The following is a 23,066-nucleotide window of genomic DNA, read 5'->3' on the forward strand; positions in this document are numbered from 1 at the left end:
GGCCTCATTTTAAGGCTTGGAGGTGTCTACGAAACTAGGGGCGATTCACTTCTGCACGCTCAATCAACACGCTGATGGGCTCAGACCCAACCTCAGGGATAGCCAGCTTGAGAACGTGTAACCGTGCAGCCTGCGACTGTTTCAACAAGGCAATACGGTGCTGCTCTCCTTCATACGCTGTAGGTGTTCCGTCGCACAGAAGCTCAACACTGCAAGCACTCATGTATTCATCTACAGCGTCCTGCACTCGCTCGGCGAGACCAATCGCACACTGGCGAATCTTATGGTTGGACTCAATAGGATGATCAGTGTTGAACCAATCCATCGGGAATATAGCAACTTCACCACTCTCAGCAGCAAGCTCACGGATACGCTTTCGAACACGGTAAACATGGTCATCGTTGTACAGGGCGTCATGTCTGCCCGTGCCTGCATTCCACTCGGAACCGTACACACGAAACAGGATATCGCGTAGCTCGCAATCCTTCAGACCATTTGGACTGATAGCCAACGGGTAACATTGCTCTACGGCACGTTCAAAAGGCGTAATAGAGGGCTTCTGAGCCTTCTCGACGGGAACACCCTTGGTAACGCGGCGAACGTGATACTCGGTTACTTGTAGGGCTTGTTCAATCTTACGGCGAGCGATGCCCTGCCGATGAAGAATAACAATCTGCTCATCGATGGACTGGGGGATGGAGTCTTGGTTTGCTGCGATGGTGTCGGGGGTCAATCTGAGGACGAATGTCTTCAAGGGCGTGTCTCCTTTATCAGTTCAGTTCAATAGGCAAATCCTCAAGACTGTTTAGCCTGATGGTGTGGTGAGGTGTGGTGTGTTCGCCGGTAGTGGCGACTGAAGAGAACCATACGCCTTTCGGTCAGAAATGTCAACCAGAGTATTGACATACGAGAACATGTATGATCCAAAAGACTCTACATACAGCTATTGCACCGAACGAAGCGTTAGGGCGAAGTTTTCCAGATTCCATATTTTTCGCCGGAAAGCCGACCAACTTCGGATTGAGCCGATTGAGAATCTGCAAAAATAATCTGGTGGCCCGCCCACCCCTACGGACTGTCATCCTGCATTCGTGGTGCTGTAGGTGTGAGCGAGCGGCGAGATTGTAGCATCAGCGAGATTATGGAAAACCAGCCGCGCCTCTTAACAGATTACGAGACGGCATCACCTAACCCGTGATAAATTCAAAATAAGAACCGCTCTCATTTGATAAGATCATCTGTGTAAGCCTCCACACGCCTCCCTGAGAGCTTGTAGCTACCCATGTAGCACTCTATAGAATAGAACGCCTGTAATCGCACAACAGGAGCTTACAGTGCGCATAAGGGTTAGAATGTCAAGTGTAATGACATCATCACACGCTTCACCTGCATCGGAGACCACTCACCGCCCCTACTGGTGGTGATTCCTTTGTCGTTCATGCATTTGGCAACGGCTGGAAGCGTCTTGGCGCCACGAATGATGCATAGATCAATTGGGTCACGCACTGTCTCAAGCCAACTAGAAACACGTTGCTGAACGGCTGTTGAAGCCTTCTCACGGTTGGCATCGGTACGCCCCCTAGCCAGTACATCGGTGCGGTTTTGCACTGCCTGTACGGCCTTGGAATTACCCTTAGCAGCGTCTGCCTTGAGTGCAGCCAGAGCGTCTTTGGTGCGACCAGCGATGAACGCCCGCTCCTGTTCAGCCAAAGCAGCGAACAGATGGATTTGGAAGTTATCAGCGTGGGGCATCGTGGCAATCTTGATGGTTGCACGCTTCATCAGGCCAGCGATGTGCTCAACGTCCCGACTGATCCTGTCCACTTTGGCAACCAAGATAGGCAGACCATGAGCTAACGCCTTCTTACACTCTGGACGATCCAAGGGGGCGACTGTGCCGCTAACGGTTTCGGTGTACTCAGCTACCACTTCCCAGCCATTTGAAAGCGCTGCTGCTGCAATGTACTCAAGCTGAGCAGTTAAGCCCAACCCACTCTTTTCCTGAGCACCGGTAGAAACTCGGACGTAGGCCACGACTTGAGTAATTGTCTGGTTTGTCATGGTGCGGCCCTCCGAAAGTGGTTGTGGGGGCCACCATAACATTTTTGGAACGTTCGTTGTAGGTTTGTTATATCGACCTGATGAACGTCACAACCTCCATTCCGAAGGTAGACACTGCGCCTACAAAGCCAAGGGTTACGCCCCACCACGCCCACCTTCTCCAATGAGGGATGGCCTGTTTTAGCAGGTCAAATCCTGCTGGGGTGAGGTAGACATTCCGTAATTCAAACTGATCATCAGCACCGGGGGCACTACCGTCGATAAGGCGAAGCTCGTACAGACGACGGTACACCTTGGGACCATTCAAGGATTCGACACAATGCAGTATCGATCCGTCTGCAATTCCAGACAAGGCGGTGCGCTGTTGGTGGGTGAGAGTGATTCTCATGATGGTGACCCTCTGTGGTTTTGACTATCAAACCAGAAAGAGGGTCAAATGGGAATTATTCTTGTTTGATCGTATCAGCGATGACGAATAACGCGTTTTTGGTGCAAAAAGTGAAATCTGGCGAGAGTTGACGCAATGAGAGCGCTCCCACAGCGCCGATGTTAGCCACTACACACCACACCCCGCGTGAACACTGGCTTATAGGCCGATGGTCTAACCAGTGGCGTCGTTATAACCGTTGATAGGGGCATGGCTTGCACGAGGTTTCTGATGGGTTATTCGAGGTTTAGCGAAGGTTTGACCTGTGAACTAACATCTTGATTCAATGCTACAGCATGAGTTAACGAACCTATGGAAAAGATCGAATGCGGCTGAGCCAACTGGGTGTAGCGTTCTCCATGCTGTACATTCTGCCAACACTTGCATGTATTTCATGGTCACTCGCTCCGGGCGATTCCAAAGGCTCATTCGTGTTGTTGCAGCTTCCAGTTGCTCTGCAACTCGCAGCACTTCATCAAATGGGCATCGGTGATTGGTTGTCATCGATGTCTTGGGTAGAGGCTTACTTATTCTTGGCAACGCCAGTGGTTGTGATTCTGTACGTCGCTGGATGGTGGATTGGCAGGATGTACCGAGGGTTTCGCTCCAAGGTGGGATAACTCACTGGCTTCGCTGGGGAACTTCTCAATAGCAATCGCTACCAATTGAAAACAAGCTTTTGGTGCGAGTGAAATATCTGATGTCTGCCAACGATGATTTGATTTTATGGAGCACGCGGTGGCGGCTGTCACCCGGCGTTGTATCCTGCAAGACGTGCAACGCGGAACAGGCTGAGTCAGACAAGCAACTGGTATTCCAGCACCGTGCTGGGTGTGGCTACGCCGGACAGGGATCACACCCTTGGGTGGAGCTTGACCGGATAACATCTGCGTTTCAGAAGGGCTAGACCCAGCGTAGTCACGCCCATGGCACCGGGTCAGCTTTCCACCACCCAGCGATTTAGGTCTGCAAGGCGTTCGATGAGGTTCTTTATGTTCTCGGGGCAGCTAGCCTGCTGTTCTGCTTGATGTGCTGGATTCTCAAATCCCAAGACGTTATAGGTGTCTTCGGTTTTGGCTTTCAGATTTCGCATCAACGCTGGGATTTTATCGTGCTTCACATTGGGGATATGCTGTAGAGCATCTTCTAGAGCGACGGTGAAATCTTGGTAGAGGTCGGGACGGTTACACCCCCTCGCAGTGGCCAGATCGAAGTCTGCATTCTCGTAAAGAATGAGGATGTAGCCTGACGTTAGCTTCATCTGGGCTTGAGCCGTGTAAGCCACTGAGATCAATGACATTAGCAAGGCGGTGGACTTTAGTGACATTAGCCATTCTCGTTGTGTTGTGAGGGGAGACTAAAAGCATGCCTGCCTCACCGACTGTAGCAGACCAAACACACTAGCCTCGCCATAAGATGGTCGCACCGAAAGCGTTTAGCTTTCATCTTGATTCAGCTACGGCGTGACCGCTGACTACCCTTCGGATGTACCTCGACACAAATACAAATAAACAAAAATCCAGCTCTTGCCTTTGATCTTGCCTTTTGCTTCGGTGCATAAACGAATGCGGACGCATCCAGTAGTAACCCCGTCAGCGGTCGCTGACAGTGATTGCACGTCACCTTCGGTGCAGCAGATCAAAAGCGAAGAGCTTTGATGTGTGTTGATAGTATTGTATTGGACGGTGGGCTGATCCTGAATCGGGACGATGCGGCTATTGTCCATCAACGAGTTATCACCGTAGTGCTCCGCACTGACGTTTCTATATCCAACCGTATTACTTCAACTGTGTAACCGCCGATACCTCACGGTATTGGGCGTTCGTTACACTCTCTATATCCGACCGTAATTCAAGCACTGATATATTCCATCGGTGAAACCCTATAAGACGTAATGAAATCAACTTCGCCCTGTAGAGTATTCATCACCTCAGGATTGCGTGACAAATAAAGATCAATGCCGCCAATGGCAAACGTAGCCACCTTCGCAATGCGTCGTGCCTGTCTATCGGAGACTGGTTTAAAACTACGCGTACGAATCACAGACCTTACAGTCTCAGTGCTGACGATACGAACAGCAACGGTAAGGGTTCGGATGGTGACGTCTACAGCGGGGGTATGCAGAGAAGATGAGCCGGTAGGATGTTCAGACAGACGGAAGTGGCACAATTGAGTGGCACAAACGAAAAACCCCGTGAACTCTAAGTAACTGAATTCACAGGGCTTCCTTAATTTGGCGGTGAAGGAGAGATTCGAACTCTCGATACAATTTCTTGTATACACACTTTCCAGGCGTGCTCCTTAAGCCACTCGGACACTTCACCGTATCTCGTCAAACATGTTCTGTCTGTCGAGGCGCGCTAATGTAGTCGAAAGCTTTTCTGATGGCAAACTTTTTTTGCAGAATTTTCATGTGCTTAGCGTTTTAGTCGTTCCTGTCGGTTCCGGGCGATGGCAAACCTGCCAATCTCCGGCTTCGCGCCCTCTTCTATAAGGAGAGGAATGCACGGCGGGAGTGGCGAGCTACGCTTGCCCGGCGGGGAAAGGGTGACTGGCGGGTCAGTCACGGCGCTTTACCTGGCCTGCGGCGGTGGGTAACGTCTGCCCCAACTTTCATACAAGGAATAGCGTCATGAGTGAGTTGATTTCCTACCATCTCGAAGACGGTATCGCGACCCTGACCTTGAGCAACGGCAAGGTCAATGCCATTTCCCCGGACGTGATTGCTGCGTTTAATGCTGCGCTGGATCAGGCGGTGACTGATCGTGCGGTGGTGATCATTACCGGTACGCCCGGGATTCTGTCCGGCGGTTATGACTTGAAGGTGATGACGTCCGGCCCGAAAGAAGCGGTCGCGGTGGTGACGGCCGGCTCGACGCTGGCTCGTCGTCTGTTGTCGCATCCGTTCCCGGTGATTGTGGCGTGCCCTGGGCATGCGGTGGCCAAGGGCGCGTTCCTGCTGTTGTCGGCGGACTACCGCATTGGTGTCGACGGCCCGTTCAGCATTGGCCTGAACGAAGTGCAGATCGGCATGACCATGCACCACGCCGGTATCGAGATCGCGCGTGATCGTCTGCGCAAGTCGGCGTTCCACCGCTCCGTCATCAACGGTGAGATGTTTAATCCACAGAGCGCCGTGGATGCCGGTTTCCTCGATGTGGTGGTGTCGGCCGAAGAGCTGCAAGGTGCTGCGCTGGCGGCGGCGCGTCAGTTGAAGAAGATCAACATGACCGCGCACAAGAACACCAAGCTGAAAGTGCGCAAGGCGCTGCTGGATACGCTGGACAATGCGATCATCCTGGATCAGGAACACATGGGTTAAGCCCGGACAGGCTGCACAGAAAAGCCCGACCGTCGTGTCGGGCTTTTTCATACGCACGCTGTTGAAAATCCCACAACCGCTCTAGCTCGCGTCTGACCCACAAGTCGGAAACATGCGCACAAACATCGCCTATCTCCTCCCTCTATAGCGGCAATTGCCGAAAACAGTGCACATCCGTACACTGCGCCACCTTTTGTCCCGGTGGGGCCTGTAGATGCTGTTCGTGTTTCGTATGTTATTGATGGGCCTGCACTTTATTCTGGCCGGTGTGCTTGGGGTGATTCTGGGCCTGTGCCGCCCGTTCAACCCGGACAACAGCCGATTGTGTGCGCGGCTGTATGCGTGGCCGGCGATGTGTATTTTGCGTTTGCGGGTGAAGACCGATGTCGGACCTTTGATGGATAAACCAGACAGCTGCGTGATCATCGCCAACCACCAGTCCAACTACGATCTGTTTGTGTTCGGCAACGTGGTGCCCCGCCGCACCGTGTGCATCGGCAAGAAGAGCCTGAAGTGGGTGCCGCTGTTCGGGCAGTTGTTCTGGCTGGCCGGTAATGTGTTGATCGATCGCGGCAATGCGCACAAGGCGCGCCAGTCGATGTTGACCACCACGCACACCTTGCAGCATGAGGACACGTCGATCTGGGTTTTCCCCGAAGGTACGCGCAACCTCGGTGAAGAGTTGCTGCCGTTCAAGAAAGGCGCGTTCCAGATGGCGATCGCCGCCGGCGTGCCGATCGTGCCGGTGTGTGTCAGCAGTTACGTCAAACACATGCGATTGAACCGCTGGCGCAGTGGGAAAATTCTGATCCGCTCGCTCCCGGCGATTCCTACGGCCGGATTGAGCCTGGACGACATGCCCCTGCTGATGGCTCAGTGCCGCGAGCAGATGCGCGAATGCATCGAGTCGATGGACCGGCAACTCCAGGCCGCTTAACAATAAAACCCGCCTGGTGCGGGTTTTTTTCGCCTGTGAACTTTTGCCGGCGAACTCGGCAGATTTCATTGACTCTCAAGCAGCAGACAAGGCTAAGCTGAGCACGGCTTGCCACTGGGTCTTTGTTAATCAAAAGCGCTAATAAGAAGTGAACCAAAATCATGGGTAGAGTTGTTGCTGCTGCGGTTTATAGCGCCGGTAAAAAAGTCACCAATATCACCCTCGACGAAGGCGCTGCCTGGGCTGCAAAGCCTGGCCACTTCGTCTGGATCGGCCTCGAAGAGCCGAACGCCCTGGAGCTGGCCAACCTGCAACGCCAGTTCAACCTGCACGAACTGGCCATCGAAGACGCCTTGGAAAAACACAGCCGACCGAAGCTCGAAACCTTCGGCGACGCCTTGTTTATCGTCACGTATTCTCCGGTCCGGCATGAAGGCAAACTGGAGTTTATCGAGACTCATATCTTCGCCGGCAACGGCTACATCATTACCGCGCGCAACGGTCATTCGGCGTCCTACGCCCTTGTCCGCCAGCGTTGTGAGGCGCGTCCGCTGTTGTTGGAGCACGGAGAAGATTTCGTCCTCTATGCCATCCTCGATTTCGTGATTGAAAACTACCAGCCGGTGGGCGAAGCGATCCATGCCGAGATCGATGAGCTGGAGCGCAACGTGTTGTGCAGCGCGCTGAATGAACATGACATCCAGAAGCTGCACGGCCTGCGCCGGGACGTCTTGCGCTTGCGGCGTTATGCGGCGCCGATGGTGGAAATCGGTGAGGAACTGCAGAAGCTGAGCTTTCCGTTTATCGACAAGAACATGCGCCCGTACTTTCGCGATGTGCAGATCCACGTCACACGGCAGATGGAAGACCTGACGACCCTGGCGGACATTGCCAGCCAGACCATCGAGGTCGGGGTGTTGCTGGAGGCGTCACGGCAGAGCGTGGTGCAGCGCAAGTTTGCGGCGTGGGCGGCAATTCTGGCGTTCCCGACGGCGGTGGCAGGGATTTACGGGATGAATTTCCAGAACATGCCGGAGTTGACCTGGCATTACGGGTATTTCGCGGTGCTGGGGTTTATTGCGGTGGGGTGTGTAAGTTTGTGGGCGAGTTTCAAGAAGTCCGGGTGGCTTTGAAACGCTTTTGTGGCGAAGGAACTTGCTCCCTCGCCACACATTCACCGCAATGGTTTTAAACCGCTTTAGCTTCTGGCTTGTGCGCCACAAACCGCATCATCCACTCCGCAACGGTCGTGCCGTGATGCTCTTGCTCAAGGCTCGCCACACCTTTCGTATAAATCTGCTGACCCAGCGCCTCCTGCCGAATCTCCAATAACGCACGGGAATAATCGTGAATGAATTCCGGGTGTCCCTGGAAGCACAGCACCTGATCGTTGATGTGGTACGCGGCGAACGGGCAGAAATCGCTCGAGGCGATGACCGTGGCGTTTTCCGGTAGCGACGTCACCTGGTCCTGGTGGCTGATCAACAAGGTCAGTTCTTCTCGAACCGGACTCATCCATGGCGCCTTGGCAGCGAGTTTGTACTTGTGCGTGCCGACGCCCCAACCTTGGGTCGCACGTTCGCTCTTGCCGCCTAGCAGCAGCGCCAACAACTGATGACCGAAGCACACGCCCAGCAACTTGTCGCCACGCTCATAGCGCTTCAGCAAGTAGGCCCGCAGGGTCTCGATCCACGGATCGGTGCCAAAGGAATCGGCCTTGCTGCCGGTGACGAGGTAGGCGTCGAAGGTCAAATCGTCACTCGGGTACTCGCCCTGCATCACGTTGTACACGGTGAACTCGGCAGCGATGGGTTGCTGCGAAAACAGATTCTGGAACATCTGCCCGTAACCCTGATATTGATCGACCAGTTCCGGACGCAGGATGTCGGTTTCCAGAATGCAGATGCGTAACGACATAAAAAATACCTGACACGTGATGGGAATAATGCACACCCCAGAGCCTGCCTCGAAACACCGTAACAAGGCAAGCCCCGGAAGGCGTCATACGTCCCTTAGAAGGCCTCCCCTTTGGCGGCTTTCTCCAGCAGCAACGCCGGCGGCGCAAACCGCTCGCCATACTGCTGGGCCAGGTACTGGGCGCGGGCGATGAAGTCTTTCACACCGTATTGGTTGATGAACTGCAGCGCGCCACCGGTCCAGGCCGCGAAGCCGATACCGAAGATCGAGCCGACGTTGGCGTCCGCCGTCGAGGTCAGCACACCCTCCTCCACGCAACGCACAGTTTCGATGGCTTGCACGAACAGCAAGCGATCGCGCACATCCTTTGGCGAAATCTGCCCGTCGGCTTTCTCGAAACGGCTTTTCAGCTCAGGCCACAGATGTTTCTGGCCTCCGGCCGGGTACTCGTAGAACCCGCCTCCTGCGGCTTTACCAGGCCGCTTGTATTCGTTGAGCAGCAAGTCAATCACGGCGAATGCGGGGTGCTCAATCAGCGGTTTCCCTTCTGCTTGCAGGTCTTTGGCTGTTTGCTGGCGGATATGGCTCATGAGGCTGAGGGAAACTTCGTCAGAGATCGCCAGAGGCCCGACCGGCATGCCGGCCTTGCGCGCTTCCGTCTCGATCATCGGTGCGCTCACGCCTTCGCCGAGCATGGCGATGCCTTCGTTGGTGAAGGTGCCAAACACCCGCGAAGTGAAGAAGCCGCGACTGTCGTTGACCACAATCGGGGTTTTCTTGATTTGCAGGACGAAATCGAAACCGCGCGCCAGGGTTTCGTCGCTGGTGTTGGCGCCCTTGATGATTTCCACCAGCGGCATTTTCTCCACCGGGCTGAAGAAATGCAGGCCGATGAACTTCGTTTGGTCCGGCACCGCAGTGGCCAGGCCGCTGATCGGCAAGGTCGAAGTATTGGAGGCGATCACCGCGGCCGGGCCGACGACTTTCTGTGCCGCCGAGGAGACTTTGGCTTTCAGCTCGCGATCTTCGAATACCGCTTCAATGATCAGATCGCAACCGGCCAGGTCTGCATCGCTTTCTGTGGTACGGATCCGCGCCAGAATCGCCTCGCGCTGCTCCGCAATCAACTGGCCGCGGGCGACTTTCTTGTCCAGCAGCGCCGCCGAATGGGCCTTGCCCTTCTCCGCTGCTGCGAGGTTGATGTCCTTGAGCACCACTTCAATGCCGGCCGAGGCGCTGACAAAGGCGATGCCCGCGCCCATCATCCCGGCGCCCAGCACGCCGACTTTTTGCGTGACGCAAGGTGCAAACCCCTTGGGCCGCGAGCCGCCGGCGTTGATCTCGTTGAGCTGGAACCAGAAGGTGCCGATCAGGTTTTTCGAAATTTGCCCGGTGGTCAGTTCTGTGAAATAGCGGGTTTCGATCAGGTGCGCGGTGTCGAAATCCACTTGAGCGCCTTCGACAGCGGCACAGAGAATCTTCTCCGGCGCCGGCATGCAGCCCTGGGTTTTGCTGCGCAGGATCGACGGTGCGATGGCGAGCATTGGCGCGACTTTCGGGTTCGACGGCGTGCCGCCGGGTATCTGATAACCCTTCACGTCCCACCGTTGTGCGGCGGCCGGATTGGCAATAATCCACGCGCGCGCCTTGCTCAGCAGCTCATCGCGATCAGCGGCCAGTTCATCGATCAAACCCGCTTGCAAGGCCTGTTGCGGCCGGACTTTCTTGCCTTCGAGCAGGTACGGCAAGGCTTTTTCAATGCCCAGCATGCGCACCATACGCACTACCCCGCCACCGCCCGGCAGCAAGCCAAGGGTGACTTCCGGCAGGCCGAGTTGCACGGATGGATTGTCCAGCGCGACGCGGTGATGGCAGGCGAGGCAGATTTCCCAACCTCCACCCAACGCCGCGCCATTGATCGCGGCCACCACCGGTTTGCCGAGGGTTTCCAGGGTACGCAACTGGCCTTTGAGTGTCAGGACCATGTCGTAAAAGGCCTTGGCTTCGGGTTTGCCGACCTTGATCAGTTCGTTGAGGTCGCCGCCGGCAAAGAAGGTTTTCTTGCCCGAGGTGATGATGACACCGGCAATGCTGTCCTTTTCGGCCACCAGGCGGGCGACGCAGGCGGCCATGGCTTCGCGATAAATCGCGTTCATGGTATTGGCGCTCTGGCCCGGCATGTCGATGGTCAGGACGACGATCTGGTCCTGACCTTTTTCGTAACGAATGGCTTCAGTCATGTCACTTGTTCCTTAAGGTCGGGGCTCAGAGGCGTTCGATGATGGTGGCAATGCCCATGCCGCCGCCGACACACAGGGTCGCGAGGCCATAGCGAAGACGCCGGGTTTCCAGTTCATCGAGCAGAGTGCCGAGGATCGCGCAGCCAGTGGCGCCCAGCGGGTGGCCCATGGCGATGGAGCCGCCGTTGACGTTGACCTTGTCCGGGTCGATGGCCATGTCCTTGATGAATTTCAGCACCACCGAAGCGAAAGCTTCATTGACCTCGAACAGGTCGATGTCTTCGACCCGCAGCCCGGCCTTGGCCAATGCCTTGCGGGTGGCCGGCGCCGGGCCGGTGAGCATGATGGTCGGATCGGTGCTGGTGACGGCGGTGGCGACGATCCGCGCCCGTGGCTGCAGACCCAGCGCCCGGCCCTTGGCCTCGGAGCCGATCAGCATCAGGGCGGCGCCATCGACGATCCCGGAGCTGTTACCCGGGGTGTGGACGTGATTGATCCGCTCCACCTGGCTGTAAACGCGCAGCGCGGTGGCGTCGAAGCCCATCAGCCCCATCATCTCGAAGCTCGGCTTGAGTTTGCCCAGGCCTTCCAGAGTGGATTCGGCGCGGATGAACTCATCGTGATCGAGCAGGATGATGCCGTTCTGATCCTGCACCGGCACCAGCGATTTGTTGAACGAACCGTTGGCTCGCGCCCGTGCTGCTTTTTGTTGGGAGTGCAGCGCGTAAGCATCGACGTCCTGGCGGCTGAAGCCTTCAATCGTGGCGATCAGGTCGGCGCCGACGCCTTGCGGGGTGAAATGGCTGTGCAGGTTGGTTTCCGGGTCCAGCGCCCAGGCGCCGCCATCGCTGCCCATCGGCACGCGGGACATGGATTCGACGCCGCCGACCACCACCAGGTCTTCGAAGCCGGAACGGACTTTCATCGCGCCGAGGTTCACGGCCTCAAGCCCCGAAGCGCAGAAGCGATTGATCTGCACGCCAGACACGCTGACGTCCCAATCGGCGACTTGTGCCGCGGTCTTGGCGATGTCCGAGCCCTGATCGCCGATCGGCGTGACGCAGCCAAGTACCACGTCATCGACCTGGCTGGTGTCCAGCGACGTGCGCTGCTGCAACGCCGTGAGCAACCCGGCCACCAGATTCACCGGTTTGACGCTGTGCAAGGCGCCATCGGCCTTGCCTTTGCCACGGGGCGTGCGTAACGCGTCGAAAATCAAAGCTTGGGTCATGACGTCCTCGAAACTGGGCGAAATACTGAGCTTCCACCTTAGGCCGAGCGGCCATGGATTCAATGACCGCAATGCTCACTGGCGTTGACGGACACGCTCAGACGGACGGTCGCCCACGGCCGGATTAACCGATTCACGTCACCAAGCTGTCTAGCAAACGGGCGCCCAAGAAGCTGGCAATAGGCCTCATGCCTTTTTAAAAGCTTTAAGTGCGCGAACCATACGAAATGGATCTAAACCAAGCGTGACGCGGGCTCTAAGGTGAACATGTACGAAGTTGTCGTCGGGTTTTGCCGAGGCACTCGTCTTACAGGAAGTTCAACGCTCTGCCGTCATGGAGATATGCAGGCAGGCATCGGGAAATAACAAAAAAGGCGGTCAAGCCATGTTCAAGCATTCGAAAGTACGTCAAGCCGGGCTCATTCTTTTCGCCACTACGCTGTTGTTGATTTTGCCGAACCTGACCAAGGTGATCGGCTAGTCGGACTTCAAAAATACGGCGCCAGGTTTTTATATCGCCCTCTTAAAAATGTGACTGGCTCGCTACCCGGGCCAGCGTGGGTGTGCCAACCTTTGCGGCACTTCCACGACATGGACGGCGATCATTTGAAAACGCTCATTCTGTTCGGGGCCTTGCTGCTCAGCACGCCCTTGTATGCCGCACAGCTGAACCTCGAGCTGGGCGCGAGCAGTCGCACCTGGCAGACAGAGGAGTTGCTCAAGCACCCTCAGGTCCAGACCATCACCATCAGCGACGACGTTTCCTACAAGCGGGAGATGAGTTATCGCGCCGTCCCGTTGGCAGCCCTGTTGACCGGCATCAAGCCTGACGACCATCTGCAAGCCGTCGCGCTGGACGGGTTTGCCGCAGAGTTGTCCGCGGCGCCGTTGCTGAACGCCAAGGGCGCGCGCGCGTGGCTGGCGATTGAAGACCCGGCCAAGCCGTGGCCTGCGTTATCTGAAGGAAAACCGGGTGCCGGGCCGTTTTATCTGGTGTGGGTCGATCCGCAAGCCGGCAACATCAGCCCGGAGCAATGGCCATTCCAGGTGGCGAGTATCAAGCGCATGGCGCCGGTGGCCGAGCGCTTCCCTGCCCTGGTGCCTGATCCTGCACTGAAGGCGGATGACCCGGTGAATAAAGGTTTTGCGCTGTTTCAGAAAAATTGCCTGGCGTGTCATCGATTGAACGGTGCCGGGGATGCGCAGTTCGGGCCGGATCTGAATATTCCGTTTAATCCGACCGAGTACTTCGGGGCGGATTTTCTGAAGCGCTACATTCGAGATCCGCAGAGCTTACGGCAATGGCCTCAGGCGAAGATGCCGGGTTTTGCGCCGACGGTATTGCCGGAGGGGGATCTGGAGATGCTGGTGGGGTATTTGAAGCATATGGCTGGGCGCAAAGTTAAGCCCTGACACTTATCCCTGTGGGAGCAGGCTTGCCCGCGATGGCGGTGTGTCAGCCATGGAAGTGCTGACTGATAGGACGCTATCGCGGGCAAGCCCGCTCCCACAGAGGGTTGAGGCGTTCCGGTTATTGCTGTTGGACAGAGATAACCGGCGCAGGCATCGGCGTCGGCGAAACAAACACCTTCGCGTGCATCTGCTCACACCCACCGCCCCGACGCATCCCGCGTACCGGGCAAGCATCCAGGTAATCCAGGCCCACGGCCAGTTTCAAATGTCGCTCCGGCCGGGCCAGTTCATTGGTCACATCGAAACTGTACCAGGCGTCATCGAGCCAGGCTTCGGCCCAGGCGTGACTGGCCAGGTGTTCGCTGTTCTCGCTGTACAAATACCCCGACACATAACGCGACGGAATGCCCAGGCTGCGGGCACAGGCGAGAAACGCGTGGGTGTGGTCCTGACAGACCCCGGAACGCCCGGCGAAGGCCTGGGCGGCGCTGGTGTCCACTTCGGTGGAACCCGGCGTGTAGGTCATGTGCGAATTCAGGCCATGCATCAAGTCGATCAACGCCGTGCGATCCCGGCGTTTCTTGCATTCCTTCTCGGCAAACGCACGCAGAGCCTCGTCGGCTTCGGTCAAGCGCGTGAAACGCAGGAACGGCAGTGCCGACTGGCTTTCATGTTCGGCTTCGCGCAGTTCGTCGATGTCTACCTGGCCACGAGCGCCGATGATGATTGCCTCGTGGGGCTCGTCCATGGTCAGCACATGCAGGATGTTGCCGAACGGATCGAGTTGCGCGCGCACCGGGCGCGGCAGGTCGAGTTGCCAGCTGAGCACATGCTGACGCTCGCTGTCGTGGGGTGTCAGTCGCAGGTACTGGATGCTCGCCCGCACCTGATCTTCGTAGTGATAGGTGGTTTCGTGGCTAATGGAAAGTCTCATGCAGCCTCCAGATAGGAACTGTGTATGGCGTTACCCAACTGGCGCACCAGCGGGATGAACTCGGTCAGCCAGGCGTGCAGGCCTTCGTCGAGAATTTCGTTGATGCCGGTGTAGCGCAGGCGCGCGTCCATCTCCGCCGCCAGACGTTGCGCGGGACGGCCATTGGCCCCCGGCAATTGGGCGAGAATCTGGTCGATTTCTTCGGTGCAGGCGCGCAGGGAACGCGGCACATCGGCGCGCAGCAACAGCAACTCGGCCACATGCCGGGCGCCGGGTGCATCGCGGTAGATCTCGGTGTAGGCCTCGAACGAGGACAGCGCCCGCAGCAGCGCACTCCACTGGTAATACGCGTGAGCCGTGCCGTCACTGACCGCTTCAGCCTGATCGCCGGCCATTTCGTAGCGGGCGTCGAGCAGGCGCAACGTGTTGTCGGCCCGTTCGATAAACGTTCCCAAGCGAATGAAGCGGAACGCATCGTTACGCATGATCGTGCCGTAGGACGCGCCGCGGAACAGGTGGGAACGTTCCTTGATCCACTCGCAAAAACGGCTCATGCCATAGCGACTCAGCCCCTGTTCGGCGATCCCGCGAATTTCCAGCCAGGTGGCGTTGATGTTTTCCCACATGTCGGCGGTGATTCGCCCACGCACCGCATGGGCACTGGCCCGCGCCGAGCCCAGACAGCTGTAGATGCTCGCCGGATTGGCCGCGTCCAGCGCGAAGAAATGCAGCAGCCGCTCGGCGTGCAAATCACCGTGACGTTCCAGGTAATCGTCCAGGGTGCCGGTGATCAGCAGCGGCATGGCCAGTTCGTGCAGACCGTCACCGCGACCGTCCTGCGGCATCAGCGACAGCGAATAACTGATGTCGAGCATCCGTGCGAGGTTTTCCGCCCGCTCGAGGTAACGCGACATCCAATACAAATCCGAGGCAGTTCTACTTAACATGGCAAGCTTCCTTCAATCCTCGACCACCCAGGTGTCCTTGGTTCCGCCGCCCTGGGAGGAGTTCACCACCAGAGAGCCTTCACGCAGGGCGACACGGGTCAAACCGCCGGGCACAACCCGGGTTTCGCGGCCAGACAATACAAACGGACGCAGGTCGATATGGCGTGGCGCGATGCCGTTTTCGACAAAGGTCGGACAGGTCGACAGGGACAACGTCGGTTGCGCGATATACGCGTGGGGCTTGGCTTTGATCCGCGCGCGGAACGACTCGATTTCCGCCGCGGTCGCCGCCGGCCCCACCAGCATTCCGTAACCGCCGGAGCCCTGGGTTTCCTTGACTACCAGGTCTGGAAGATTGGCCAGCACGTGGGAAAGCTCAGAAGGATTGCGACACTGGAACGTCGGCACGTTCTTCAGGATCGGCTCTTCGTCCAGGTAGAAACGGATCATGTCCGTGACAAACGGATACACCGACTTGTCGTCCGCCACCCCCGTGCCGATGGCATTCGCCAACACCACGTTGCCGGATCGGTAAGACGACAGCAGCCCCGGAACACCGAGCATCGAATCCGGGTTGAACGCCAGCGGATCGAGGAACGCATCGTCGAGGCGACGGTAAATCACGTCGACCGCCTTCGGCCCGTCCGTGGTGCGCATGAACACCTTGTCGTCGCGCACGAACAGGTCCGCACCTTCCACCAACTCAACGCCCATCTCCCGCGCCAGAAAAGCATGTTCAAAGAACGCGCTGTTGAAGCGACCCGGTGTCAGCACCACCACGCTCGGGTTATCGATCGGGCTGGAGCTTTTCAGAGTGTCGAGCAACAGGTTCGGATAATGGTCGATCGGTGCGATGCGCTGGGCCGAGAACAACTCGGGAAACAACCGCATCATCATCTTGCGGTCTTCGAGCATGTAGCTCACGCCGCTGGGAGTACGCAGGTTGTCTTCGAGCACGTAGTACGTGCCGTCTCCATCGCGCACCAGATCAACGCCGGAGATGTGCGAATAGATATCGCGGTGCAGATCGAGCCCTTGCATTGCCAACTGGTATTGCTCGTTGGCCAGCACTTGCTCGGCCGGGATGATGCCGGCCTTGATGATGCGCTGCTCGTGGTAGAGGTCGGCGAGGAACATGTTCAACGCCTTGACCCGCTGGATACAGCCGCGCTCAACGATCCGCCATTCACTGGCGGGGATGCTGCGCGGGATGGTATCGAAAGGAATCAGGCGCTCTGTCCCCTGCTCATCACCGTAGAGCGTGAAGGTAATCCCGGCGCGATGAAATAACAGATCGGCCTCGCGTCGCCGTTGTGCCAAGAGCTCGTCAGGCGTCTCGGCCAGCCAACGGGCAAACTCCCGATAATGCGGGCGGACCTGGCCGCCGGCATCGTACATCTCATCAAAATAGGTGCGGATCATGCCGTACTCCTTGTCACCCGGACATCTAGGCTTCGCAAGGCCCGTGCCATCGGCAGAAACGCTTTGTTATCAATCAGTTGGATAATCACGCTGTTTGCACCGCACCAATCCTGTGCAGCAAACGCCCCAAGCTGATCGCCCCCGCTTCATTGCAAGGCGACGTTGTCGCCTATCACCAGCATAGTCAGAGTTGATTTCACTGCCCGGCCAGCGGTGCGGATAATCCGCGCATCCGCTGCAAAACCTGACCGAACTTCCCTTTAGCCGCCTGCTCAGGCGGTTTTTTTTGCGCCGGGATTCTTGTTTCAGAATTTTGCCGAGGGGATATTTCGGATGCCACAAACGAAAACGGCCAACCCGAAGGTCAGCCGTTGCTGAGCGTTGTCACTGTTCATAACGTTATGCGAGTCGCCCTCGTACTTCCTGCTTGACGCCCCACCCTTCGAGGATGCCGCCCAGAGGCTCAACCACAGCCTCGAAACCCTGTTCGAAATCGCCGATGTCATCGTAGGTGGCGTACATGACTTTGCTCAGTTCGAGCGCCCATGCGCCGTCATCGCGCACACTGATCTGCGCGTTCAAGGATTCACCTTTGTATTGCCCTGCCGCCCTGCGTGCCCGCTCCTCGTCCGGGAAAATGGCGTAGAACTCGATGGGATGGAATCGTGAAAAATCGAAACCGCCTTCTTTCATGCGGCGCAACACGCTGCTGCTGATGTCTTCTTGATAGGCTGTGCTCATGAAACGTCCCCCTCAATCATGATGGATAGACTTTCCGTATTCCCGGCACAAGCAACCGATTGGTGCGAGTGATGCGGCAACCAGGTTGCCGGTGGGAAGCAAGCATGTAGCTGACAAGACCAGACCTTAGCGATCCGTTCGCTGATCTCGATTGCAGAGTAGCCCCAAGACAGAGGCGCTGCCAAGGCCTGGATAAGAATGAGACAGGTGTTGTTCAGATTGGCGTGATGCCGAGGATTTGAATGCTGTTCTGGGTCTTGAGACTTTTGACGCAGGCATCAGTGGTTCGCCCTTCCAGATCATTCAGATCCAGTTCGGCGGCGACAGGAAGGAGCCGGGCCTTGATGAGTTTCGCGGCTTGCTCGTTATCCGGGCACTCGTCGCACTCAAAGACTTCATCGACTGTTTCACCGTGATCATCCACGAAAGTGATTTTCCACTTTTGCATCAGTGCCTCCTCGAACAAATCCGCAAATGGGCTTACAACCATCTGGACTTTTGGCCTGAGTGATCGTTCAAACGGATCACCGCACGCAAACATGAAAAATACTGAGAACCTGTAGGAGCGAAGCTTGCTCGCGAAAGCGGTGCAAGCTTCGCTCCTACATGGGGCTATGCGTACAGTTTAGTCGTTGCTTGGCTTGTTCACCGCTTGCAGCACGTATTGCGGCAAGGCGAAAGCGCCGATGTGGATTTCCGGATTGTAGTAGCGGGTGATGATGCCGCTGCCGGCGAAACGCTGTTGCAGGGTTTCGCGGGACAACTTGCGATAGGCGGTGTTTGTCGCGCCCCAGGCAAAGGTCATGGCGCCGCCGATGTAGGTCGGCACTGCGGCCTGATAGAAGTGCCAGTCCGGGAACAGGCTGCGCAGGCGGCCAGCGGTGGTTTTGACTTCTTCGATCTGCATGAACGGCGTGCCGTTCTGGGTGACCAGGATGCCGCCTTCGTTCAGGCAGCGACGGCAGGCCTGGTAGAAGTTTTCGGAGAACAGCACTTCACCAGGACCGATCGGGTCGGTGGAGTCGGAAATGATCACGTCGAATTTTTCGGTGGTGGTGGCGACGAAACGCATGCCGTCGTCGATCACCAGGTTCAGGCGTGGATCATCGAACGCACCCTTGGAGTGGTTCGGCAGGAATTCCTTGCACATGTCGACCACGGTGCCGTCGATCTCGACCATGGTGATGTGCTCGATGCTGCGGTGCTTGGCCACTTCACGCAGCATGCCGCCGTCGCCACCACCGATGATCAGCACGCGCTTGGCGGTGCCGTGCGCCAGGATCGGCACGTGGGTGAGCATCTCGTGATAGATGAATTCGTCAGCCTCGGTGGTCTGGATCACGCCGTCCAGCGCCATGACCCGGCCCATGCGCGGGTTTTCGAAAATCACCAGATGCTGGTGTTCGGTGCGCACTTCGTGCAGCAGTTTTTCCATGCGAAAACGCTGGCCGTAGCCTTCGTAAAGGGTTTCCAGGTATTCGCTGGTGGTGATGTTGCTCATGGGAAGTGCTCCGATGAATGCGGTGGCAACGGACGGTTACCCGCCCATGATGGCCAATCGAGCGGCTCGATTAACCGGGAAAGGCGCGCATTCTACGTTGCGGAAGATGACAGGTCGAACGTCAGTTAACGACGCGACACAATCCCTGTGGGAGCTGGCTTGCCAGCGATGCGGACGTCGCGGTCTGTCAGATACACCGCTGTGATCCCATCGCGGGCAAGCCACGCTCCCACAGGTTCAGTGTTGTTTTTGGGAAACAGCTCAGATCCGGACGTTGCCCCGTGGCCCGGCGATGGCCCAGATGATCAGGCCCAGGACCGGCAGCAGCAGGATCAGCAGCACCCAGATGATTTTCATCCCTGTGTCGGCGCCACTTTTGAGCACGTTGATGATTGCCCAGATGTCCAGGACAAGAATAATCAGGCCAATCAGGCCATTGAACGTGGAACCCATGGTGTCGCTCCCTAAGAGTGGTGTGCACTCTTAGGATAGCCGCGCCTTGCGAGGGTTCCGTTTTTTAAACGTGGACCGCGATTTTCAGGGCTTCGAGCGATGGCGCGGCGGTGATACCCACTTGCGCGCACAACTCGAGTACGCGCGGTACGTCGTTGCCGTAGACCAGTACCACTTGCAGTTCGTCGTCGAGCAACTGGCTGAAGTTCATCAGCGTGTAACCGCCGTTTTCCTTGTTCATGCTGCCCATCTGCACCTGAATGCGGTTGAGCGCGGTCAGGGCTTCGGTCTTGGCCAGTTGCTTGGGTTTGATGTTGAAATCAACACCGGGGCCGAACGAGGCGACGATCTGGGCGAACAGGTCGACGTAGGTGTCGGCCTGGAACAGCACGGTTTCCGGCAGGCTGCCGACCACAACCCACTCGCCCAGTGGAATCGGGAAGGAGTCGTCGTAGTTGATATCCGGATTGGCTGCCAGAAAAGCCTCGGGATCGGCGTAGGCCTGAGCCGCTTCGTCAGCGACTTTCACGATGGCATCATCGCTCATGCACCCGGAGCTGATTTTAGTGATGAGTTCGACGAGTGCGGCTTTCATGGGACGGATCCTGTAGCGAGTGAATTTTGAGGGCGCGAAGGATAGCGCATTCAGCGTGAGATGCGGACTTGTGGCGAGGGCTTCCTGTGGCGAGGGAGCTTGCCCCCGTTGGGCAGCGAAGCGGCCCCCAGCGTCCGCTCAGACAAACCGAGTTGTCGGGTTTTGCGACTGCTTCGCAGCTGGACAGGGGCAAGCCCCCTCGCCACAGGATTCTGCTCGACTGAAGATTATTTTAAGTGAACAGGATTACCCACCACAGGGGAGCGTGCGTAATCAGGACAGCAGTTTTTGCAGCTGCGCGGTGGTATCGACAGCGCCGAGGGTCTTCGCCGCATCCAGCGCGGTGACGCCATTGGCATCCTTGGCTTTCGGATCGGCGCCTTTGCTGATCAGGTAATCAACAATTTCAACGCGGTTGAACATCGCCGCCATCATCAGCGCGGTGCGGCCATCGAAGGATGAGCCTTCCACTTGGGCACCACCCTCGACCAACGCCTTGACCACCGCCAAGTCGCCCTTGAACGCGGCGCCGGCAATCGGGCTTTGGCCATTGTCGTTACGGATTTCCGGGTCGGCCTTGTGTTCCAGCAGCACTTTTACCGTCTCAACGTGGCCGTGGTAAGCGGCGAGCATCAGCAAGGTGTCGCCCTTGTGGTTGCGCAGGTTCGGCGGCAGGCCTTTGGTCAGCAGCGCAGCCATCATGGCCGCATCGCCCTCGCGCGCTTTGTTGAATACCTGTTCGGCAAATTCAGCGGCTTCTTCGGGGGTCATCTGGCGGCTTTGGTCTGACATCGGGGACTCCACTGTCTGTCATTCGGAAAGCCGACAGTTTCCCGAGCAGCCCCGAGGCTGTCACTTCTTTTTTCTCAAGAGCCGCCATAGCCACATTCAATAGCGGTACTTGCCGCTGTGAATATCCGCCAGGACCTGATCGGTGACTTGCACGTAAGTCTGGGTGCCGGGCAGCCAGGCGTAGATCGGGTCATCGCCGGTTTTGCCGGGGTCGAAGGCTTCGTCCTTGAGCCGGGTCTTCTGGTATTTGAAGGTCCCGGTGGTTTCCATTTTCACTTTGACCCGAAGGAAAAGCGGCACCGCATACGCGGGCATTTGCTGGCGGGCAAACGCCAGCAACTCGCTGAAGTCCAGGGTCGCCAAGGATTCGGCTGGCGTGATCGCGGCCATGCCGGCACGTCCGTTGGTGTTCTGAATTTCGACGCCATACGCCACGGCTTCAGAAATATTCGGATGTTGCAGCAGGATGTTCTCGACCTCGGTGGTCGAGACGTTCTCCCCCTTCCAGCGGTAGGTGTCCCCCAACCGATCAACGAACTGCGCATGGCCAAACCCGATGTTGCGCAACAGATCGCCGGTATTGAAGTAGCGGTCGCCTTTGGTGAACACGTCGTGGAGCACGACTTTTTCAGTCTTCTGCGGATCGGTGTAACCGTCCAGCGGCGCCTTGTCGTCGATTCTCGCCACCAACAGGCCCTGCTCTCCTTTGGCGACTTTGCGCATGAAGCCCTTGGCGTCACGAATCGGCAGGCCGCTGTCGTGGTCGTAGGCCACCAGCTCCCAGGCCATCAGGGAAAAACCGATGGTGTTGTCGAAGTTGAGGATATTGGTAAACCCGATATTGCCGTCGCTGGCGGCGTACAGCTCGCAGATGTGATCAACCGCAAAGCGCGTCTTGAACTCGCGCCAGGCTCCGGGGCGCAGGCCATTGCCGATCATTTTGGTCACGCGGTGTTTGCTGTCGTCGGCCGCGGGCGGTTGATCCACCAGGTAGCGGCATAATTCGCCGACGTAACCGAGGGTAGTCGCCTGGTATTTGCGCACGTCATTCCAGAACTGGCTGGCGCTGAACTTGCGGCGGATGGCAAATCCTGCGGCGCCGCTGATCGCCGAACCCCAACACACGCAGAGTCCGGTGGCGTGATACAGCGGCAAGGTGCAATAGACGACATCTTCGGGCTGCATATTCAGGGCGATCTGGCCGAAACTCGCCGAGCTGCGCATCCAGCGACCGTGTTTGAACACGCCCGCCTTGGGCAATCCGGTGGTGCCTGAGGTGTAGATATAGAAACAAGGATCGTCGAAAAAAACCTGCTGGCTGCTGACCGGATTTTCACTGGACGCCTGGGCACTGGCGCTCATCAGGTTGATGAAACCGTCGGGCGCATGGCCGGGATGTCGATAGGTGTCTTGATCGGCGACGAACCAGGTGCGCGTCGGTTCGATCGACACCCGCTCGCGGACGGCACTGAAAGCCGGGACCAGTTCTTCGCCAACAATGATCGCCGCAGGCGCCACCAGGTTCAGGCTGTGAGCCAGGGTATCGCGGGTTTGCGAGGTATTGAGCAAGGCACTGATCGCGCCGACCTTGGCCACTGCCAATATCGTCACCAGTAGTTCGGGACGGTTCTCGAGAAAAACCGCCACCACGTCGCCCTTTTGGATGCCTTGGGCAATCAGATGATGGGCGATGCGATTGGCCCACTGGTTGACCTGTGCATAACTCAGCGTCACGTCGCCTTGCAGCAACGCGGGCCCATCGGGATTGCGCAAGGTCGCTTGCTCGAACGTCCGTCCGAGGCCACACGGTTGGGTCGGGTCCTTGACGTTGGCAACCTTCATGCCCTTCACCACGCGAGGAATGGCTTTGGCAATGGAAGGCAGCTTGCGGAGCATCATGCCCCAGGTAATCGTGTCGCTCATGCTTGCTCCCGTTCGATCTTTTTATTGTCGGGCGGCCGTCTATGAGTCTGAAAATACGTCAGCGGTTCTTGAGCTGTACACGCGGTTTTTGAAATGTTTTGTATCCGCGCCCCGAGCATTCGAGATCGCGAACCTCAGCGCAGGTGATTGGTTCCATCGAATCGTGGCCAACCACGCAAAATGCAGGATGCACGATGGCCATTCATGCAG

The 23,066-nt window shown here is 57.4% G+C and carries 20 protein-coding genes and 1 tRNA gene; 4 read left to right on the forward strand and 17 right to left on the reverse strand.

What is annotated here, in order from left to right; all coding sequences use genetic code 11:
• Nucleotides 1–34: 34 nt before the first annotated feature.
• The 4 genes from K0F88_RS14985 to K0F88_RS15000 form a co-directional block, all read right to left on the reverse strand.
• Complete coding sequence (locus tag K0F88_RS14985; RefSeq protein WP_219095551.1) at nt 35–754, reverse strand: hypothetical protein; 720 nt, start codon at nt 752–754, stop codon at nt 35–37.
• Nucleotides 755–1,347: 593 nt separating this feature from the next.
• Nucleotides 1,348–2,061: a recombinase family protein gene (locus K0F88_RS14990; RefSeq protein ID WP_219095552.1), complete on the reverse strand. Its 714-nt coding sequence runs from the start codon at nt 2,059–2,061 to the stop codon at nt 1,348–1,350.
• A 1,364-nt stretch (nt 2,062–3,425) separates the two neighbouring features.
• Nucleotides 3,426–3,815, reverse strand: coding sequence for a hypothetical protein (locus tag K0F88_RS14995; protein WP_219095553.1), 390 nt, complete (start codon nt 3,813–3,815; stop codon nt 3,426–3,428).
• 907 nt (nt 3,816–4,722) lie between these two features.
• Nucleotides 4,723–4,812, reverse strand: a tRNA-Ser gene (locus K0F88_RS15000).
• A 308-nt stretch (nt 4,813–5,120) separates the two neighbouring features.
• Here K0F88_RS15000 and K0F88_RS15005 point away from each other — a divergent pair.
• The 3 genes from K0F88_RS15005 to K0F88_RS15015 all read left to right on the forward strand — a co-directional run bounded on the left by K0F88_RS15005 (nt 5,121) and on the right by K0F88_RS15015 (nt 7,880).
• Nucleotides 5,121–5,810: a crotonase/enoyl-CoA hydratase family protein gene (locus tag K0F88_RS15005; RefSeq protein ID WP_219095554.1), complete on the forward strand. Its 690-nt coding sequence runs from the start codon at nt 5,121–5,123 to the stop codon at nt 5,808–5,810.
• 214 nt (nt 5,811–6,024) lie between these two features.
• On the forward strand, nt 6,025–6,747 hold the full coding sequence (locus tag K0F88_RS15010; RefSeq protein WP_219095555.1) for a 1-acyl-sn-glycerol-3-phosphate acyltransferase: 723 nt from the start codon (nt 6,025–6,027) through the stop codon (nt 6,745–6,747).
• A 161-nt stretch (nt 6,748–6,908) separates the two neighbouring features.
• On the forward strand, nt 6,909–7,880 hold the full coding sequence (locus K0F88_RS15015) for a magnesium and cobalt transport protein CorA (RefSeq protein WP_219095556.1): 972 nt from the start codon (nt 6,909–6,911) through the stop codon (nt 7,878–7,880).
• Nucleotides 7,881–7,935: 55 nt separating this feature from the next.
• Here the strand turns inward: K0F88_RS15015 and K0F88_RS15020 are convergent, their stop codons facing one another.
• From K0F88_RS15020 to K0F88_RS15030, 3 genes are all read right to left on the reverse strand, one after another.
• Nucleotides 7,936–8,664: an amidotransferase gene (locus K0F88_RS15020; RefSeq protein ID WP_219095557.1), complete on the reverse strand. Its 729-nt coding sequence runs from the start codon at nt 8,662–8,664 to the stop codon at nt 7,936–7,938.
• Nucleotides 8,665–8,759: 95 nt separating this feature from the next.
• Nucleotides 8,760–10,904 carry a 3-hydroxyacyl-CoA dehydrogenase NAD-binding domain-containing protein gene (locus tag K0F88_RS15025; protein WP_219095558.1) on the reverse strand — a complete coding sequence of 715 codons (2,145 nt, stop codon included), beginning with the start codon at nt 10,902–10,904 and terminating at the stop codon, nt 8,760–8,762.
• A 25-nt stretch (nt 10,905–10,929) separates the two neighbouring features.
• A complete protein-coding gene (locus K0F88_RS15030; protein ID WP_010456599.1) occupies nt 10,930–12,135 on the reverse strand; it encodes an acetyl-CoA C-acetyltransferase in 1,206 nt (401 codons plus the stop codon).
• 591 nt (nt 12,136–12,726) lie between these two features.
• On the opposite strand from K0F88_RS15030, the gene K0F88_RS15035 reads away from it, so the two are divergent.
• Nucleotides 12,727–13,548 (forward strand): cytochrome c, encoded by an 822-nt coding sequence (locus K0F88_RS15035; protein ID WP_094471413.1) that lies wholly within the window; start codon nt 12,727–12,729, stop codon nt 13,546–13,548.
• A 118-nt stretch (nt 13,549–13,666) separates the two neighbouring features.
• On the opposite strand, the gene K0F88_RS15040 is transcribed toward K0F88_RS15035, so the two are convergent.
• From K0F88_RS15040 to K0F88_RS15085, 10 genes are all read right to left on the reverse strand, one after another.
• Entirely contained in the window at nt 13,667–14,482 is an 816-nt protein-coding gene (locus K0F88_RS15040) for a transglutaminase family protein (protein WP_219095559.1), read from the reverse strand.
• Nucleotides 14,479–15,429: an alpha-E domain-containing protein gene (locus K0F88_RS15045; protein WP_131062458.1), complete on the reverse strand. Its 951-nt coding sequence runs from the start codon at nt 15,427–15,429 to the stop codon at nt 14,479–14,481. The genes K0F88_RS15040 and K0F88_RS15045 overlap by 4 nt, the downstream gene beginning before the upstream one ends.
• A 12-nt stretch (nt 15,430–15,441) precedes the next feature.
• Nucleotides 15,442–16,851 carry a circularly permuted type 2 ATP-grasp protein gene (locus tag K0F88_RS15050; protein WP_017337349.1) on the reverse strand — a complete coding sequence of 470 codons (1,410 nt, stop codon included), beginning with the start codon at nt 16,849–16,851 and terminating at the stop codon, nt 15,442–15,444.
• Between the two features lie 399 nt (nt 16,852–17,250).
• Complete coding sequence (locus K0F88_RS15055; RefSeq protein ID WP_219095560.1) at nt 17,251–17,592, reverse strand: ribonuclease E inhibitor RraB; 342 nt, start codon at nt 17,590–17,592, stop codon at nt 17,251–17,253.
• A gap of 214 nt (nt 17,593–17,806) precedes the next feature.
• The gene (locus tag K0F88_RS15060; RefSeq protein ID WP_094471408.1) at nt 17,807–18,040 is read right to left on the reverse strand and encodes a hypothetical protein; all 234 of its coding nucleotides are present in this window, start codon (nt 18,038–18,040) and stop codon (nt 17,807–17,809) included.
• A gap of 177 nt (nt 18,041–18,217) precedes the next feature.
• Nucleotides 18,218–19,093 (reverse strand): polyamine aminopropyltransferase, encoded by an 876-nt coding sequence (gene speE / locus K0F88_RS15065; RefSeq protein ID WP_094471407.1) that lies wholly within the window; start codon nt 19,091–19,093, stop codon nt 18,218–18,220.
• Nucleotides 19,094–19,354: 261 nt separating this feature from the next.
• Entirely contained in the window at nt 19,355–19,546 is a 192-nt protein-coding gene (locus tag K0F88_RS15070) for a PLDc N-terminal domain-containing protein (protein ID WP_010456621.1), read from the reverse strand.
• Between the two features lie 64 nt (nt 19,547–19,610).
• Complete coding sequence (locus tag K0F88_RS15075; RefSeq protein WP_219095561.1) at nt 19,611–20,141, reverse strand: hypothetical protein; 531 nt, start codon at nt 20,139–20,141, stop codon at nt 19,611–19,613.
• A gap of 273 nt (nt 20,142–20,414) precedes the next feature.
• On the reverse strand, nt 20,415–20,933 hold the full coding sequence (locus K0F88_RS15080) for an ankyrin repeat domain-containing protein (RefSeq protein WP_094471405.1): 519 nt from the start codon (nt 20,931–20,933) through the stop codon (nt 20,415–20,417).
• Between the two features lie 96 nt (nt 20,934–21,029).
• Nucleotides 21,030–22,856, reverse strand: a complete 1,827-nt coding sequence (locus K0F88_RS15085; protein WP_219095562.1) for a long-chain-acyl-CoA synthetase — start codon at nt 22,854–22,856, stop codon at nt 21,030–21,032.
• Between the last annotated feature and the right edge of the window lie 210 nt (nt 22,857–23,066).

It is taken from the genome of Pseudomonas sp. UMAB-40 (assembly GCF_900095275.1).
GTDB lineage: Bacteria > Pseudomonadota > Gammaproteobacteria > Pseudomonadales > Pseudomonadaceae > Aquipseudomonas > Aquipseudomonas mandelii_B.

What these genes read in the sequence shown, in the direction of transcription:
- K0F88_RS14990 (WP_219095552.1), bottom strand. Translation starts at nt 2,061, where the DNA reads ATGACAAACCAGACAATTACTCAAGTCGTGGCCTACGTCCGAGTTTCT.
- K0F88_RS14995 (WP_219095553.1), bottom strand. Translation starts at nt 3,815, where the DNA reads ATGTCACTAAAGTCCACCGCCTTGCTAATGTCATTGATCTCAGTGGCT.
- K0F88_RS15005 (WP_219095554.1), top strand. Translation starts at nt 5,121, where the DNA reads ATGAGTGAGTTGATTTCCTACCATCTCGAAGACGGTATCGCGACCCTG.
- K0F88_RS15010 (WP_219095555.1), top strand. Translation starts at nt 6,025, where the DNA reads ATGCTGTTCGTGTTTCGTATGTTATTGATGGGCCTGCACTTTATTCTG.
- K0F88_RS15015 (WP_219095556.1), top strand. Translation starts at nt 6,909, where the DNA reads ATGGGTAGAGTTGTTGCTGCTGCGGTTTATAGCGCCGGTAAAAAAGTC.
- K0F88_RS15020 (WP_219095557.1), bottom strand. Translation starts at nt 8,664, where the DNA reads ATGTCGTTACGCATCTGCATTCTGGAAACCGACATCCTGCGTCCGGAA.
- K0F88_RS15025 (WP_219095558.1), bottom strand. Translation starts at nt 10,904, where the DNA reads ATGACTGAAGCCATTCGTTACGAAAAAGGTCAGGACCAGATCGTCGTC.
- K0F88_RS15030 (WP_010456599.1), bottom strand. Translation starts at nt 12,135, where the DNA reads ATGACCCAAGCTTTGATTTTCGACGCGTTACGCACGCCCCGTGGCAAA.
- K0F88_RS15035 (WP_094471413.1), top strand. Translation starts at nt 12,727, where the DNA reads ATGGACGGCGATCATTTGAAAACGCTCATTCTGTTCGGGGCCTTGCTG.
- K0F88_RS15040 (WP_219095559.1), bottom strand. Translation starts at nt 14,482, where the DNA reads ATGAGACTTTCCATTAGCCACGAAACCACCTATCACTACGAAGATCAG.
- K0F88_RS15045 (WP_131062458.1), bottom strand. Translation starts at nt 15,429, where the DNA reads ATGTTAAGTAGAACTGCCTCGGATTTGTATTGGATGTCGCGTTACCTC.
- K0F88_RS15050 (WP_017337349.1), bottom strand. Translation starts at nt 16,851, where the DNA reads ATGATCCGCACCTATTTTGATGAGATGTACGATGCCGGCGGCCAGGTC.
- K0F88_RS15055 (WP_219095560.1), bottom strand. Translation starts at nt 17,592, where the DNA reads ATGAGCACAGCCTATCAAGAAGACATCAGCAGCAGCGTGTTGCGCCGC.
- K0F88_RS15060 (WP_094471408.1), bottom strand. Translation starts at nt 18,040, where the DNA reads ATGCAAAAGTGGAAAATCACTTTCGTGGATGATCACGGTGAAACAGTC.
- speE (WP_094471407.1), bottom strand. Translation starts at nt 19,093, where the DNA reads ATGAGCAACATCACCACCAGCGAATACCTGGAAACCCTTTACGAAGGC.
- K0F88_RS15070 (WP_010456621.1), bottom strand. Translation starts at nt 19,546, where the DNA reads ATGGGTTCCACGTTCAATGGCCTGATTGGCCTGATTATTCTTGTCCTG.
- K0F88_RS15075 (WP_219095561.1), bottom strand. Translation starts at nt 20,141, where the DNA reads ATGAAAGCCGCACTCGTCGAACTCATCACTAAAATCAGCTCCGGGTGC.
- K0F88_RS15080 (WP_094471405.1), bottom strand. Translation starts at nt 20,933, where the DNA reads ATGTCAGACCAAAGCCGCCAGATGACCCCCGAAGAAGCCGCTGAATTT.
- K0F88_RS15085 (WP_219095562.1), bottom strand. Translation starts at nt 22,856, where the DNA reads ATGAGCGACACGATTACCTGGGGCATGATGCTCCGCAAGCTGCCTTCC.